This is a genomic window from Solihabitans fulvus, from assembly GCF_008386585.1.
GTDB lineage: Bacteria > Actinomycetota > Actinomycetes > Mycobacteriales > Pseudonocardiaceae > Solihabitans > Solihabitans fulvus.
In genome coordinates, this window is sequence record NZ_VUOB01000013.1 from 111448 (window position 1) to 125000 (window position 13553).

At 69.8% G+C, this 13553-nt stretch carries 12 protein-coding genes; 8 read left to right on the forward strand and 4 right to left on the reverse strand.

Annotated elements, in window-relative coordinates; translation table 11 throughout:
• Nucleotides 1–36: 36 nt before the first annotated feature.
• From F0L68_RS08900 to F0L68_RS08910, 3 genes are all read right to left on the reverse strand, one after another.
• A complete protein-coding gene (locus tag F0L68_RS08900) occupies nt 37–2844 on the reverse strand; it encodes an AfsR/SARP family transcriptional regulator (protein ID WP_223198614.1) in 2808 nt (935 codons plus the stop codon).
• Between the two features lie 193 nt (nt 2845–3037).
• Nucleotides 3038–3361, reverse strand: coding sequence for a DUF4873 domain-containing protein (locus F0L68_RS08905; protein ID WP_149848996.1), 324 nt, complete (start codon nt 3359–3361; stop codon nt 3038–3040).
• Complete coding sequence (locus tag F0L68_RS08910; protein WP_149848997.1) at nt 3348–4109, reverse strand: TetR/AcrR family transcriptional regulator; 762 nt, start codon at nt 4107–4109, stop codon at nt 3348–3350. Before F0L68_RS08910 ends, F0L68_RS08905 begins: the two co-directional genes overlap by 14 nt.
• Before the next feature lie 63 nt (nt 4110–4172).
• Between F0L68_RS08910 and F0L68_RS08915 the strand changes: the two genes are divergently transcribed.
• The 3 genes from F0L68_RS08915 to F0L68_RS08925 all read left to right on the forward strand — a co-directional run bounded on the left by F0L68_RS08915 (nt 4173) and on the right by F0L68_RS08925 (nt 7050).
• A complete protein-coding gene (locus F0L68_RS08915) occupies nt 4173–5084 on the forward strand; it encodes an AurF N-oxygenase family protein (protein WP_149848998.1) in 912 nt (303 codons plus the stop codon).
• 68 nt (nt 5085–5152) lie between these two features.
• Nucleotides 5153–6091, forward strand: a complete 939-nt coding sequence (locus F0L68_RS08920) for an alpha/beta fold hydrolase (RefSeq protein WP_149848999.1) — start codon at nt 5153–5155, stop codon at nt 6089–6091.
• A 26-nt stretch (nt 6092–6117) separates the two neighbouring features.
• Nucleotides 6118–7050 carry an AurF N-oxygenase family protein gene (locus F0L68_RS08925; protein ID WP_149849000.1) on the forward strand — a complete coding sequence of 311 codons (933 nt, stop codon included), beginning with the start codon at nt 6118–6120 and terminating at the stop codon, nt 7048–7050.
• Nucleotides 7051–7164: 114 nt separating this feature from the next.
• Here F0L68_RS08925 and F0L68_RS08930 read toward each other — a convergent pair whose 3' ends face one another.
• Complete coding sequence (locus F0L68_RS08930; RefSeq protein WP_149849001.1) at nt 7165–7803, reverse strand: TetR/AcrR family transcriptional regulator; 639 nt, start codon at nt 7801–7803, stop codon at nt 7165–7167.
• A 157-nt stretch (nt 7804–7960) separates the two neighbouring features.
• On the opposite strand from F0L68_RS08930, the gene F0L68_RS08935 reads away from it, so the two are divergent.
• The 5 genes from F0L68_RS08935 to F0L68_RS08955 form a co-directional block, all read left to right on the forward strand.
• On the forward strand, nt 7961–8938 hold the full coding sequence (locus F0L68_RS08935; RefSeq protein ID WP_438672258.1) for an alpha/beta fold hydrolase: 978 nt from the start codon (nt 7961–7963) through the stop codon (nt 8936–8938).
• Nucleotides 8939–9011: 73 nt separating this feature from the next.
• Nucleotides 9012–10106, forward strand: coding sequence for a DUF3152 domain-containing protein (locus F0L68_RS08940; protein WP_223198615.1), 1095 nt, complete (start codon nt 9012–9014; stop codon nt 10104–10106).
• Nucleotides 10107–10279: 173 nt separating this feature from the next.
• Nucleotides 10280–11461 carry an adenylyltransferase/sulfurtransferase MoeZ gene (moeZ, locus tag F0L68_RS08945; protein ID WP_149849003.1) on the forward strand — a complete coding sequence of 394 codons (1182 nt, stop codon included), beginning with the start codon at nt 10280–10282 and terminating at the stop codon, nt 11459–11461.
• Nucleotides 11462–11560: 99 nt separating this feature from the next.
• Nucleotides 11561–12358, forward strand: a complete 798-nt coding sequence (locus tag F0L68_RS08950) for a TIGR02569 family protein (protein WP_149849004.1) — start codon at nt 11561–11563, stop codon at nt 12356–12358.
• A 173-nt stretch (nt 12359–12531) separates the two neighbouring features.
• Nucleotides 12532–13553 (forward strand): molybdopterin oxidoreductase family protein (locus F0L68_RS08955; RefSeq protein ID WP_240542959.1); only part of this gene is annotated, 1022 nt, incomplete at its 3' end.

Sequence of the window (13553 nt, forward strand, 5' to 3'; positions counted from 1 at the left end):
CGGCCAGCGATCGCTGCTGGTCGGGGCGTTGGCGTGTCAGGTTGCGGGCTGATTGAGGGCGTCCAGCTGTTGTTGGACGCGGTCGGCGTCCGCGGTGCGGCGCTGGGCTCGGTACAGCTGTAGTGCCTCCTGCCACGCGGCGCGGGCCTCGTCGAGCTGGCCGAGGGCCGCGTGCGGGTGGCCGAGCGCGTCGAGGGTGTTGGCGACCTCGTAGGTGGCGCCAAGGTTCCTGCGCAGGGCGAGGGCCTGTTGGTAGTAGTCGACGGCTTGGGCGTGCTGCCCACTGCGTCGGGCCACAAAACCAAGGCTGTCCAGAGTCGACGCCTCACCGTCGCGGTTGTGGTGACGGCGATGCAGGATGACGGCTTCCTCCAGCGGAGCGCGGGCCTGGTCGTAACGACCCAGCTGGGCCACGAACCAGCCCACTCGGTTGAGCGCGTCGGCCTCCCAAGCCGCCGCACCGAGGGCGCGGTACAGATGCAGGGCATGCGTGGCGTGCTCCAGTGCCCGCTGGTGCTGCCCCTGATGTCCCAAGGCCAGTGCGAGTGCCTGGTGACAGTGAGCTTGGCTTGGCTGGTCCCCCGTGCTCTCAGCCAGGGCCAATGCCTGTTGGAGATGTTCCTGCGCCTCGATGTGGCGTCCCACGCGGGCATACGCCCAGCCGAGGAACCGATGGGCTGTGCTCCGGATGGCCGGGTCACCGAGCTGAATGGCGGCGGCCAGCCCGACCTGCCAGGCCGCGAGATCGTCATGGACGTGTCCCCGCCGCTGGTGGTACGCGCCCAGTGTCCAGGCGAACTGCCATGCCACGGCATACCAGCCCTGGATGAGAGCTGTCTGCTGGGCGGCCAGCAGGCAATGGTGTTCGACGTCGAACCACGCCAGCAACGCGACAGGACCCTCTGTCATAGGCGCAAGGTGGCAGCCGGGAACGGGCGGATCGAGCACGATCGGTGGGCGTTGGGGGTGTAGGAGCCGGTCGCCAGTGACAGCGCTGTGCAGGTAGAAGTCCAGCAGTCGGCGAAGGGCCTGCTGTCGGCTGGCATCGTGTTCCTCGGCCAGAACCGTCGTGTTGGCGTGGTGGCGCAACAGATCATGGAAACGGTATCGGTCGGGTGCCGGCTGGTTGAGCAAGTGGACATCCACCAAGCCTTCGAGGATGCTGCCGGCCTGGTCCACACCGATTCCGGCCAGGGATGCGGCCGAATGGGCGTCGAAGCTGGGGCCGGGGTGCAGGCCCAGTAGCCGGAACATGCGCTGCTGGTCGGGTGCGAGGTCCTGGTAGGACAGGGTGAACGCGGCGGCGACGCTGCGGTCTCCGGTGGCCAGTTCGGCGAGTTTGCCCCGGCCCGAGCTGAGGCGATCGGCCAGGTAGGTCACGGTCCAGGCGGGGCGGGTGTGCAGTCGCGCTGCGGCGATGCGGATGGCCAGCGGGAGGAATCCACACAGTTCCACGACCTCGGCGACGGCCTCGGGTTCGGTGGCGGCGCGGTCCGCTCCGGCGATGCGGCTGAACAGAGCGATCGCGTCCTGGGGCGGGAGCACGTCCAGCGAGAGGGTTCGCGCGGTGTCCAGGTCGGCAAGGCGGCGTCGGCTGGTGATCAGTGCCAGGCAGCTGGCGGCGCCGGGAAGCAGGGGACGGACCTGGGCGGCGCTGGCCGCATTGTCCAGTACTACCAACGCTTTTCGGTCGGCCAGCTCGGCTCGCCACAGGGCGGCGCGTTGGTCCAGTTCGTGCGGAAGCTGGTCGCTGGACACGCCAAGTGCGCGCAGCAGGACGCCCAGGGCGGTGAAAGGGTCGATGGCCTCGTGTTCGGTGGTGTGGCCGTGCAGGTCGATGAACAGCTGCGCGTCGGGGTACTGGTTGGTGAGTTGGTGGGCGGCGTGCACGGCGAGGGTGGTCTTGCCGACGCCTGCCATGCCGTCGATGGCTTCGATCACCACCGTCGAGCCGTCGCCGTCGTCGGGCAGTGCGGCCAGCAGCCGGGCCATCTCCGTGTCGCGGCCGGTGAAGTCGCCGATGTCGCCGGGCAGGTCGTTGCGGGCGGCCTGCTTCTCGACGGGTGGTCGGGTCTCGACGGATGGTCGGGATCCGGCCAGGTCGGGGTCGCCGCGCAGGATCCGTTGGTGCAGTTCGGTGATCTCGGACCCGGGTTCGATGCCGAGTTCGTCGGCCAGGTGGTCGTGGAGTTCGTGGAAGGTCCTGAGCGCCTCGGCCTGCCGACCTGCGCGGTACAACGCGCGCATCAGGTGACCGTGCAGGCGTTCGCGCACCGGGTGCTCGTCGGCCAGGTTCTGTAGTTCGGCGACCAGTTCGGCGTCCCGGCCGGCGGCGAGGTCGGCGTCGATCCGTTCCTCCAGCGCGGCGAGCCGTTCCTCCTCGAGGCGCGCGGCGTGCGCGCCGAAGTACGACCCTGACACGCCGATCAGGGCCCGGCCGCGCCAGAGTTCCAGCGCCGACGCGAACATCTCTGCCGCTGCCTGCGGCCGGCCCGCGTTTGCGGCGGCGCGCGCGTGCCCCACCTGCTCCCGGAACACCGCCAGGTCGAGTTCGCCTGGCTCGATCCGCAACCGGTAGCCCGCGGTGAAGGCGAGTCGCTGGTCGGCGCCCGGTTCGACGGCGGCGAGAGTCCTTCGCAGTCGGAAGACGTAGGTCTGCAACGCCTTGCCGGCGTTGACCGGCGGGTCGTCGCCCCAGAGGGCCTCGCTCAGTTGCTCGACCGGGACCACGCGATTGGCGTGCAGGAGCAGGGCTGTCAGCAGCGCGAGTTGCTTGGAACCGGGCAGTCTGGCCTGGCCTCCCGTGCCCCACGCCTCGACCGGCCCCGCGATGCGAAACTCCACGACATGGCTCCCGGGGCTGCTCGTGCGGCACCGGCTCGGCCTGCCTGTCTTGTCGCCTGCCGGCGAAGGCACCGTAGCGGAGCTTTGTCCTGGCCTGGCCCAGATTCGCCCGATTCGCTCGTTGGAAGCAGCGAGGCAGCGATGGGAGCGGGGCACCGTCGAGGTGATCGACGGTGCCCCGCAACGGAAACGGCTAGGCGCTCGCGACCGTGAACGGCGGCGTGCTGGTGCCGGCCACTCGGTAGCGCTGCCACGGGTCGGGGTCGGACAGCGTGCCGGTCGCCTCGCCCTGCGGGGTGCGCAGCAGGACGGAGCGGGTGCCGGCCTGGGCCAGCGCGGTGACCTCGTCCTTCGCGGTGATCCGGCCGTACCAGTGGTATCGGCCGTCGATGGGCTGGAAGTAGCCGCGCAGCAGGACGTCGACGGGGATGTCCCCGGTCTCCGTCACCAGGTTCGCCGGCCCCTCGTAGCCTTCCTCGGCGTCGTGTTCGGGTGCGTCGTGCTCATGCTCCGTCATTCGCTTCCCTCCCGGTGCTCCTGTGGTCGTCGGTGTCGTCGACCAGCCGTAGCCGCGGCCCGAGCGTGAGTGGCAGGTCAGGGTCGATCTCGATGCCGCCGGCCCGCAGCAGGCCGTCGATCGCGTGCCAGATGATCTTCGCCAGATAGTCGCGGAGGCTCTGCCGGCTCATGGACTGCCGTTCGAGCCACCAGTCCCCGGCGTTCTGCACCATGCCCACCACCGCGTGCGCCCACGGCTCAGCCCCCCCGGAGTCCAACTCGAAGGCTCGCAGATAGTCGCCGAGCAGTCGAGCAAGTGCGGCCGCGATGAGCTCTTTGTCCTCGGTGACCACATCCTGTTCGACCGGTCGGTCGGTGAACGACCGCCGAACGACGAACCGGTACAGGTCCGGCTGCTCCTCGATGGTGATCAGGTAGGCGTCGACCGCGCCGCTGATTCGCGCGAGCAGCGGTCCGTCGTCGGCGAGCGCCGGCCCCATCCGCTCCATCAGCATCTCGGTGCCGCGCTGGCCGACCGCGACGTAGAGGTCGGACTTGTCGGTGAAGTGCCGGTACAGCACGGGCTTGCTCACCCCGGCCTCGGCGGCGATCTCGTCCATGCCGACATCGGGACCATGCTTGCCGATCGCGCGGATCGTCGCCTCGACGAACTCGGCCCGCCGTGTCTCCCGATGCCCGCGCCAGCGCTCGCGGCGCGCGTCGGTTCCGTCCGACGACCCGTTGGGCCCCTTGACAGTCCGTCCCATGTGACGCACGCTACCAGAAGTAACCGTTACCTCTGGTAACACATAAATCGGTTGGAGGCGGAGATGACCAGGGCGGCGCACGTTGTTGACCGACAGGGCACCGACATCGACAAGACGGCCGCGCGGCTGCTGAACTCCGCCGCGAGGACCTCCTACGACCCCGATGTCGACGTCGACTGGAACGCCCCGCTGGTCGACGGGCTGTACTTCATCCCGCCGCACCGCGTCTCCCTCTACGGCACCGAGCTGTGGGACTCGCTCTCCGAGGACCAGCGCATCGAGCTGTCCCGGCACGAGCTGGCCAGCATCGCCAGCGCCGGCATCTGGCTGGAGATGATCCTGATGCAGTTCCTGGTCAGGTACTCCTACAAGCCCGACCCGACGCAGCGGAACGTCCACTACGCCCTGACCGAGGTCGCCGACGAGTGCCGGCACTCGGTCATGTTCGCGACCATGATCGAACGCATCGGCGCCCCGACCTACGGCCCGAACCGGCTGAACAAGGCGCTGGGCACCCTGCTGCGTTCGGCAGGCGGCGGGCCGTCGATGTTCGCGGCCACGCTCATCGGCGAGGAGATCCCCGACCGGCTCCAGCGCGAGTGCATGGCCGACGAACGGGTGCAGCCGTTGGTGCGGATGGTCAACCGGATCCACGTGGTTGAGGAGGCCAGGCACCTCTCGTTCGCCCGCGAGGAGCTGGCGCGGGAGCTGGACGGGATCTCGCGGGCCCGGCTGGAATTCCATCGCGTGATCACCGCCAAGGCCGCCCATGTGTTGGTTGGCAGCCTGATCAGCCCGCTGGTGTACCGGTCGATCGGCCTCGACCCGGTGGAGACGAAGAAGCTCGCGCTGCGCAACCCGCACCATCTGGAGACGCTGCGCTGGGCCGGCGAGAAGCTCGTCAAGCACCTGGACGGGGTCGGGATGATCGGCGGTCCCAGTCGGCAGTGGTGGCGGGCCGCTCGTCTGGTCTGAGCCGGACTGAGTCGGGCTGGGTTGGGTTGGTTTCGGGCTGGGCTGGGCTGAGCGAAAGGCGCAGGGAGATGACGCGTACGGCGCTGCCGAGGACGTCTCCGTGGGATCCGGCCAACGGCCATCGGTTTGTCACCTCCGACGGCACCGCGCTGCACGTCGTGGACTCCGGGCCGGCCGACGCCGAGCTCACCGTCGTGCTCCTGCACGGGTGGACCCTGGACCACACGTCGTGGGACCGGGTGGTCGAAGGGATTCCTGCCGGAGTCGGGGCGGCCGTTCGGGTGCTGCGGTTCGACCTGCGCGGGCACGGCGGGTCGGCGCCTGCGCCGCGCGGCACCGCGACGATCGGGCAGCTGGCCGACGACCTGGCCGAGCTGGTCGAGAGCCGCGTGCCGAGCGGGCGGCTGGTGCTCGTCGGTCACTCGATGGGCGGCATGACGATCATGGCGCTCGCCGAGCGGCACCCGGAGCTGGTGCTGCGGCGGGTGGCCGGGGTCGGACTGGTGGCCACGTCGTCGGGTGACCTGGCCAACCTCACGTTGGGACTGCCTCGATCCGTCGCCGCCGTGGTGCTGCGGGGCGAGCGGTTGGTCAACCGGCGGCTGGCGAAGCTGCGTCGGCCCATGCTGTTGCGCAGGACCGACGCGGTTCGGCCTGGGCTGCGGTGGTTGTTGTTCGGCCGGCGACCCGACCGGGCGGATGTGGTCGCGACGGCCGAGCAGGTCGGCCGGTGTCATCCGCCGAGCATGGTGGCGTTCCGCGACTCGCTGATCGAGCACGAACGGCGGCTGGCGCTTGCCGGCCTGCGCGACCGGCCGTGCGTGGTGTTCGCCGGCGGCGCCGATCGGTTGTGCCCGGTGCCGCACGCGCGGGTCATCGCCGGGGAGTTGCCGGACGCCGATCTGGTCGTTTATCCCGGTGCCGGGCACATGCTGCCGGTGGAGCGGTCCGTCGAGATCACCACGCGGCTCTCGGGGCTCGTGCGCGGCCTACTTCGAGTGCGGTGACTTCGTTGGTCTGAGGGGACGGCATGATGGCGGCGAAACCAACTCTGTTTGACCGGAATGCTGGCTCGGCGCGGGTTGACCACGCGGAGCGGGAGAAGACCGCGGAGCGGCTGCTGAACTCGTCGGCTCGCAATTCGTATGATCCCGAGTTGGAGATCGACTGGGCTGCGCCGCTGGTCGAGGGCAAGTACTTCATGGTGCCCGAGCGGTGCACGTTGTATGGGACGGCCCTGTGGGACTCGCTCTCGCAGGAGCAGCGGATCGAGCTGAGCAGGCACGAGATCGCCAGCATCGCGAGCGTCGGGTTGTGGTTCGAGATAATCCTGATCGAGTTGCTGGCCAGGCACACCTACAACCTGGATCCGACGCGGCGGTACGTGCAGTACGCGCTGACCGAGATCGGCGACGAGTGCCGGCACACGGTGATGTTCGCCAGGATGATCGAGCGGATCGGGTGCCCAGCGTACGGGCCGCAGCCGCTGGTGCACGCGCTCGGCAGGGTCTTCAAGGCGGTCGCGGCGGGGCCGTCGATGTTTGCCGGGATCCTGGTCGCGGAGGAGGTGACCGACACCCTTCAGCGCGAGGCCATGAACGACGAGCGGGTGCAGCCGTTGGTGCGGATGGTCAACCGGATTCATGTGCTGGAGGAGGCGCGGCACGTGCGCTACGCGCGTGAGGAGGTGCGGCGCCGCACTCCCGGGCTTGGCCGAATCGAGCTGGCCTATCACCGGGGAATGCTGGCCAGGACGGCCTTTATGGTGGTGCGGAGTCTCATTCATCCGGATGTTTATCGGGCTGTCGGGCTCGATCCGGAGGTCGCTCGGCGGGTGGCTCATGGGAATCCGCACCATCGCGAGACCGTGCGGTGGTCGGCGGCCAAACTGGTGGCTTTTCTCGATGGTCAGGGGTTGATCGGAGGGCAGAGCAAGCGGTTGTGGCATGCGGCTCGGTTGATTTAGGGCGAGCTCCCCTCCTGGAAATGGGACAGCCTGGAAATGGGGCCGCCCGGAAATGGGGCAGCCCCGATCCTTGTGGCGGATCAGGGCTGCCGGGTCGCGCGTTGGGTGGCGGGGTCAGGGGTGTTGCAGGGGGAAGCCGCCGCCGATGCCTCGCCAGGCCAGGTTGGAGATCAGGGCGACCGCGTCCTCCTTGGAGACGTTGCGGTCGTTCTCCAGCCACATCCTGGCCGTCACCTGGCTCATGCCGACCAGGCCGACGGCGAGCAGCCTGGCCCGGTCCTGGTCGAGGCCCGCGTCCGCGGTGATCGTCTCGGTGATCGCGTCCACGCTGTCGGAGGTGGCTCGCTGCACCGCCTCGCGCACGGCGGGCTCGCCGCGCAGGTCGGATTCGAACACCATCCGGAACGCCTGGCCCTCGCCGTCGACGAAGTCGAAGAACGCCGCGACGGCGTTGTGCACGCGCTGCTTGTTGTCCGTGGTGGAGTCCATGGCGTCGCGGACCCTGCCGACCAGTTCCTCGACGTGTGTCTCCAGCAACGCCATGTACAGCTCTAGCTTGCCGGGAAAGTGCTGGTAGAGCACGGGCTTGCTGACCCCGGCCCGCTCGGCGATCTCGTCCATCGCCGCGGCGTGGTAGCCGTTGGCGACGAACACGTCCTGCGCCGCCGCCAGCAACTGGGCGCGTCGGGCGGTGCGCGGCAGCCGCACGCCGCGGCCGGCTTGTGCGGTGCTCTGCTGCGCCGTCTCCGTCATGGTGCCTCCAGCCAGGTCTCACCAGGTCGGAAAGGGATCTCCGGCCCGACCAGGTGACACGACCTTACTCGCGGGTAGTCCCGTTTCGGGAACCGTTGATCCAGGTTTCTCGTCTGCTGGGCGGGTGTGGGGAGTCTCCCAGGCGCATCCTGTATCGGTGACCGTGCCCCGAGTGCCCTTCACGCAGGTGCCCTTGTCCACCGTGCCGCTGCCGCCGCTGGACACGTCCATCCCGCCGTGGCCTGGGCGGGAGGTGGAGGTCGGCGGCCACCGACTGCACCTGCGGGAGACGCCGGGACCAGGGCCGGACGCGCCCACCGCCGTCTACGTGCACGGGCTTGGCGGGTCCGCCACGAACTGGACGGACCTGGCCGCTCAGCTCGCCAACACCGTCAACGGGGTCGCGGTCGACCTGCCAGGGTTCGGGCGGTCCGAGCCGCTTCCGGACTACGACTTCACGCTCGACTCGCACGCCGAGGTGGTGATCGCGCTGGTGACGGCGCTCGGCGTCGGGCCGGTGCACCTGTTCGGCAACTCGCTTGGCGGCGCCGTCGCGATGAAGGTCGCGGCCAGCCGGCCCGACCTGGTGCGCACCGTGACGCTGGTCTCTCCCGCGGTCCCCGACCTGCGACCCAGCCTGAACCGGATGTCCGACCCCCGGGTGCCGCTGGCGATGTTGCCGATCGTGGGCGCGTCGGTGCGCAGGCAGCTCGCGGCGATGGGGCCCAGGGAACGCGCCGAGCAGATGCTGCGGCTGTGCTTCGCCGAACCCACTCGCGTGCCGGAGCACCGGATCGAGGAGGCGGCGCGGGAGTACAGCGAGCGCGGCACCCAGCCCTGGGCCGGGCCGGCGCTGGGGCGGAGCACTCTTGGGCTGGTCCGAGCCTGGTTGGTGCCCCGGTCGCGGTCGCTGTGGACCATCGCGCCGCAGATCACCATGCCGGCGCTGGTCGTGTGGGGCACCCAGGATCGGCTGGTCAGCGTGCGGAAGGCGCCCCGAACGGCCCAGTTGCTGCCGAGGGGACGCCTGTTGGTGCTGGCCCGCACCGGGCACTGCGCGCAGATCGAGCGGCCGGTGTCGGTCGCCAGGGCAGTGTTGGGCATGTGGGAGGCCGTGGGGGGTCACGCGTGGTGACACGCACGGTGGTTACGCTGGCACCAGCAGTGGTCACACACCGCCATCAGGGCGATGTGGCTACCCTGTTCCCGTGAGCCGGACGACCCAAGGAGACCGTGACGCTGTGGTCAGGCGCTCCTCTCCGTCCGGCGCCGCCGGAGCAGGCCCGTCCGCGCGCAAACCCGGCGAGGAGCGGTACCGCCGCGGCGCGCGCCGCACGGCCGCCGAGCCGTTGGCGGCGTCCTGGGACCCGGATGGCTCCGGGGAGGAACCGGTCGAGGAATCGTCGCCTCGGCAGGACCGGCGGGGCGGGTTGCCAGGGTTGCTCGCCGCCTACGGTTGGCGGATCTACGCGATCCCCGTGCTGCTCGTGCTGACCGCGCTCGTCGTGCTCAATCCCGGTAAGCAGGGTGACGGCGGCACCGCGCCCGCGCAGGGCGGCGGGGCGCCAGGGGCGTCGAGCGGGGCTCCGGTCGGCAGCGAGAAGCCGGCCGCGCCGGTCGACCTGAAGGTGCCGACCGCGGATCTGCCCGACGGTGGCAAGTTCACCCAGACCGGCGCCGGCACGTGGAAGACGGTGCCCGGCACGACCGACAAGGCCGGCAAGGGGAAGCTCTACACCTACACGATCGAGATCGAGGACGGCATCGACGCCGGCGACTACGGCGGCGACGCGGCCGCGTTCGCCAAGGGAGTCGACTCGACGCTCGCCGACCCGAGGAGCTGGACCGGCACCGGCGACGTGGCCATGCAGCGGGTCGATCCGGCGCAGACGCCGAACCCCAGCTTCCGGATCAGCCTCACCACGCCGGACACCGACCACTCGCTGTGCGGCTACCAGATCAAGTTCGAGGCGTCCTGCTACGACCCGGGCACGAAGCGGGTCATCATCAACGTGGCCAGGTGGGTGCGCGGGGCGAAGGCCTTCCCGTCGACGGATCTGTCGATCTACCGGACGTACGCGATCAACCACGAGGTCGGCCACGCCCTCAACCACCAGCACGTCGGCTGCCCGGCCAACGGCGCCCCAGCCCCGGTGATGATGCAGCAGACCTTCGGGGTCTCCAACGACTACGTGGCCAAGCTCAACGAGGTCGACGCCAGCAACAAGTTCGCGGTCGAGGCCGACGGCAAGGTCTGCACGCCCAACGCCTACCCGAACCCGGACGGCAAGCCGGCAGGCTGAGCCGTTCGCGGGGTGCGACACCGGGGTGGGCCGCCGCCGGTGGCGGAGATGCCTCGGACTGGCGAGCTGTTCACGGAGTGAGACGGCTTTCCATCGAGGAAGACACCAAGGCACTCTGGCGTTGTCCGAGTAGAAAGAATGTCTGAGGTTTGTCCGGCTTCGAGGAGGAGCAGATGCCGCTTCCGCCGCTCGTGGAACCCGCCGCGGAGCTGACCAAGGAAGAGGTCGCGCGATACAGCCGCCACCTGATCATCCCGGACGTCGGGGTGCCCGGCCAGAAGCGCCTGAAGAACGCCAAGGTGCTGGTGGTCGGCGCGGGTGGCCTCGGTAGCCCCGCGCTGCTCTACCTGGCTGCCGCCGGTGTCGGCACGCTGGGCATCGTCGAGTTCGACGTGGTCGACGAGTCCAACCTGCACCGCCAGGTCATCCACGGCCAGTCCGACATCGACCGGCCCAAGGCCGAGTCGGCCCGCGACTCCATCGCGGAGATCAACCCGTTCGTCAAGGTCAACCTGCACCAGGTGGCGCTGACCTCGGACAACGCGCTGGACATCTTCGCGGGCTACGACCTGATCCTGGACGGCACGGACAACTTCGCCACCAGGTACCTGGTCAACGACGCCGCCGTGCTGCTTGGCAAGCCGTACGTGTGGGGCTCGATCTTCCGGTTCGAGGGCCAGGCCAGCGTGTTCTGGGCCGAACCGCCCGCCGAGAGCGGCCGTGAGGGCGTCCAGTACCGCGACCTCTACCCCGAGCCCCCGCCGCCGGGCATGGTGCCGTCCTGCGCCGAGGGCGGCGTGCTCGGCGTCCTGTGCGCGTCCATCGGCTCGATCATGGTGAACGAGGCCATCAAGCTCATCACCGGCATCGGCGAGACGCTGCTCGGCAGGCTGATGGTCTACGACGCGCTGGAGATGAGCTACCGCACCATCAAGATCCGCAAGGACCCCAACGGCGAGCCGATCACCAAGCTGATCGACTACGAGGCGTTCTGCGGTGTGGTGTCCGACGACGCGCAGCAGGCGGCGGCCGGCAACACCATCACCCCGCTCGAACTCAAGCAGCGACAGGACAGCGGCGAGGACTTCCTGCTCGTCGACGTCCGCGAGCCGCACGAGTTCGAGATCGTCCGGATTCCCGGCTCGGTGCTGATTCCCAAGGACCGCATCCTGTCCGGCGAGGCGCTGGCCGAACTGCCGCAGGACAAGCCGCTCGTGCTGCACTGCAAGTCCGGTGCGCGGTCGGCCGAGGCGCTCGCCGCTCTGCACAAGGCGGGCTTCCGCGACGCCGTGCACGTGGGCGGCGGGGTGCTCGCCTGGGCCCGCGAGGTCGACCCGAGCCTGCCGACCTACTGAGTCGGGAAGGACGTCTTCGGGGCCGTGTTTCCCGAAGGCGTCCTTTCCTGGCACGGCGCTCCACCACGGGGCACGTCCGGCGCGGTAGCGTCCGGAGTCGTGACCGCAACTCCCGAGCCACCCCCGTCGCATGTGCGTGCGGCCTTCGGAGCCCGGGACGCCGAACCGGAGCTGATCGACGGCGGCCCGGCCTGGCGCTGCGGCGAGGCCGCCATCCGGCCGGCGGCCCATCCCGCCGAGGCCGCCTGGGTGGCCAAGACCCTCGACTCGCTGGACGTGCCCAACCTGCGCCTCGGCCGCCCGTTGCGGTCGACCGACGGCCGGTGGGTCGTCGGCGGTTGGGCCGCGACCAGGTACCTGTCCGGCCGCGCCGAGCCACGGCACGACGAGGTCGTGTCCGTGGCCGTACGGCTGCACCAGGCGACCGCAGGCCTGCCCCGCCCGCGCTTCCTGGACAGCCGCACCGACGTGTTCGCCGTCGCCGACCGCTGCGCCTGGGGCGAGGACGAGGTGCCGCTGAACGCGGAGAAGGGCGGCAGGCTGTTCGACGTGCTCACCGGGTCGCGGCGGACGCTGGGGCTGTCCCCGCAGGTGGTGCACGGTGACCTGTTCGGCAACGTGCTGTTCGCCGGGTCCGCGCCGCCGGCGTTGATCGACTTCACGGCCTACTGGCGGCCGGCCGAGTGGGCCGCCGCCGTCATCGTGGTGGACGCGCTCGCCTGGGGCGGCGCCGATCCCGGCATCCTGCGGCGGTGGGCGCACCTGGACGAGTGGCCGCAGGCGTTGCTGCGCGCACTGCTGTTCCGGCTCGCGGTGCACGCGCTGCACCCGCGCTCGACCACCGACTCGTTGCGCGGCCTGGAGAAGGCCACCCACCAGATCACCGAGCTGCTGTAGGGCAAATCTGCTCACCGTGTGACGTGCTCGGCCGCGCAGGCATGTTCGTGTGCCGGAAACGCCTCGTCATGCGGCGGTAACAGCGGCTGCCTAGCGTCCCTCGCGATCGAGGGAGGTGGCCGGAGTTGACGGATGTCGCGACACACTGTCCGTACTGCGCGTTGCAGTGCGGAATGTCGGTTTCCCGTGAGTCCGTTGTCGCGCCTCGGGATTTCCCGACGAATCAGGGTGGGTTGTGTCAGAAGGGGTGGACGTCGGCTGAGGTGTTGTCCTCGCCGGGTCGGTTGACGACGCCGTTGTTGCGGGAGCGGCGGGACGAGCCGTTGCGGCCGGTGTCGTGGGATGTGGCGTTGGATTTCGTGGCTGGGCGGTTGGCGGGGTTGCGTGTCGAGCACGGGCCGGATTCGGTGGCGGTGTTCGGTGGTGGTGGGTTGACCAATGAGAAGGCGTATGTGTTGGGGAAGTTCGCGCGGGTGGCGTTGGGGACCGCGCAGATCGACTACAACGGTCGGTTTTGTATGTCGTCGGCGGCGGCTGCGGGGTTGCGGGCGTTCGGGCTTGATCGGGGTATGCCGTTTCCGGTGACCGATCTTGCTGGTGCGGATGCGGTGTTGTTGGTGGGGGCGAATGTGGCGGAGACGATGCCGCCGTTCGTGCAGCATCTGCGGGGTGCGGCGGGGCGTGGTGGGTTGGTGGTGGTGGATCCTCGGCGGACGGCGACGGCGGAGTTGGCGTCGCTGCATCTGCGACCGGCTCCTGGTACGGATCTGGCGTTGGCGTTGGGGTTGTTGCATGTGGCGGTGGCCGACGGGTTCGTCGATCGCGACTACCTGGGGGCGCGGACGGTGGGGTTCGCGGAGGTGTGGCGGGTGGCGGCGGGGTGGTGGCCCGAGCGGGTGGAGCGGGTGACGGGTGTGTCGGTGGCGGATCAGCGGGCGGCGGTGCGGGTGTTGGCGGAGGCGTCCTCGGCGTTCGTGTTGACGGGTCGGGGTACCGAGCAGCACGCGTCGGGCACGGACATGGTGTCGGGGTGGATCAATCTGGCGTTGGCGTTGGGCCTGCCGGGTCGACGCGGGTCGGGGTATGGGTGTGTGACCGGGCAGGGCAATGGTCAGGGTGGTCGGGAGCACGGGCAGAAGGCTGATCAGTTGCCGGGGTATCGGAAGATCACCGATCCGGTGGCGCGGGCGCATGT

Excerpts from the sequence above, each read along its gene's own strand:
- F0L68_RS08905 (WP_149848996.1), bottom strand. The coding sequence starts at position 3,361 with ATGACGGAGCATGAGCACGACGCACCCGAACACGACGCCGAGGAAGGC.
- F0L68_RS08910 (WP_149848997.1), bottom strand. The coding sequence starts at position 4,109 with ATGGGACGGACTGTCAAGGGGCCCAACGGGTCGTCGGACGGAACCGAC.
- F0L68_RS08915 (WP_149848998.1), top strand. The coding sequence starts at position 4,173 with ATGACCAGGGCGGCGCACGTTGTTGACCGACAGGGCACCGACATCGAC.
- F0L68_RS08920 (WP_149848999.1), top strand. The coding sequence starts at position 5,153 with ATGACGCGTACGGCGCTGCCGAGGACGTCTCCGTGGGATCCGGCCAAC.
- F0L68_RS08925 (WP_149849000.1), top strand. The coding sequence starts at position 6,118 with ATGGCGGCGAAACCAACTCTGTTTGACCGGAATGCTGGCTCGGCGCGG.
- F0L68_RS08930 (WP_149849001.1), bottom strand. The coding sequence starts at position 7,803 with ATGACGGAGACGGCGCAGCAGAGCACCGCACAAGCCGGCCGCGGCGTG.
- moeZ (WP_149849003.1), top strand. The coding sequence starts at position 10,280 with ATGCCGCTTCCGCCGCTCGTGGAACCCGCCGCGGAGCTGACCAAGGAA.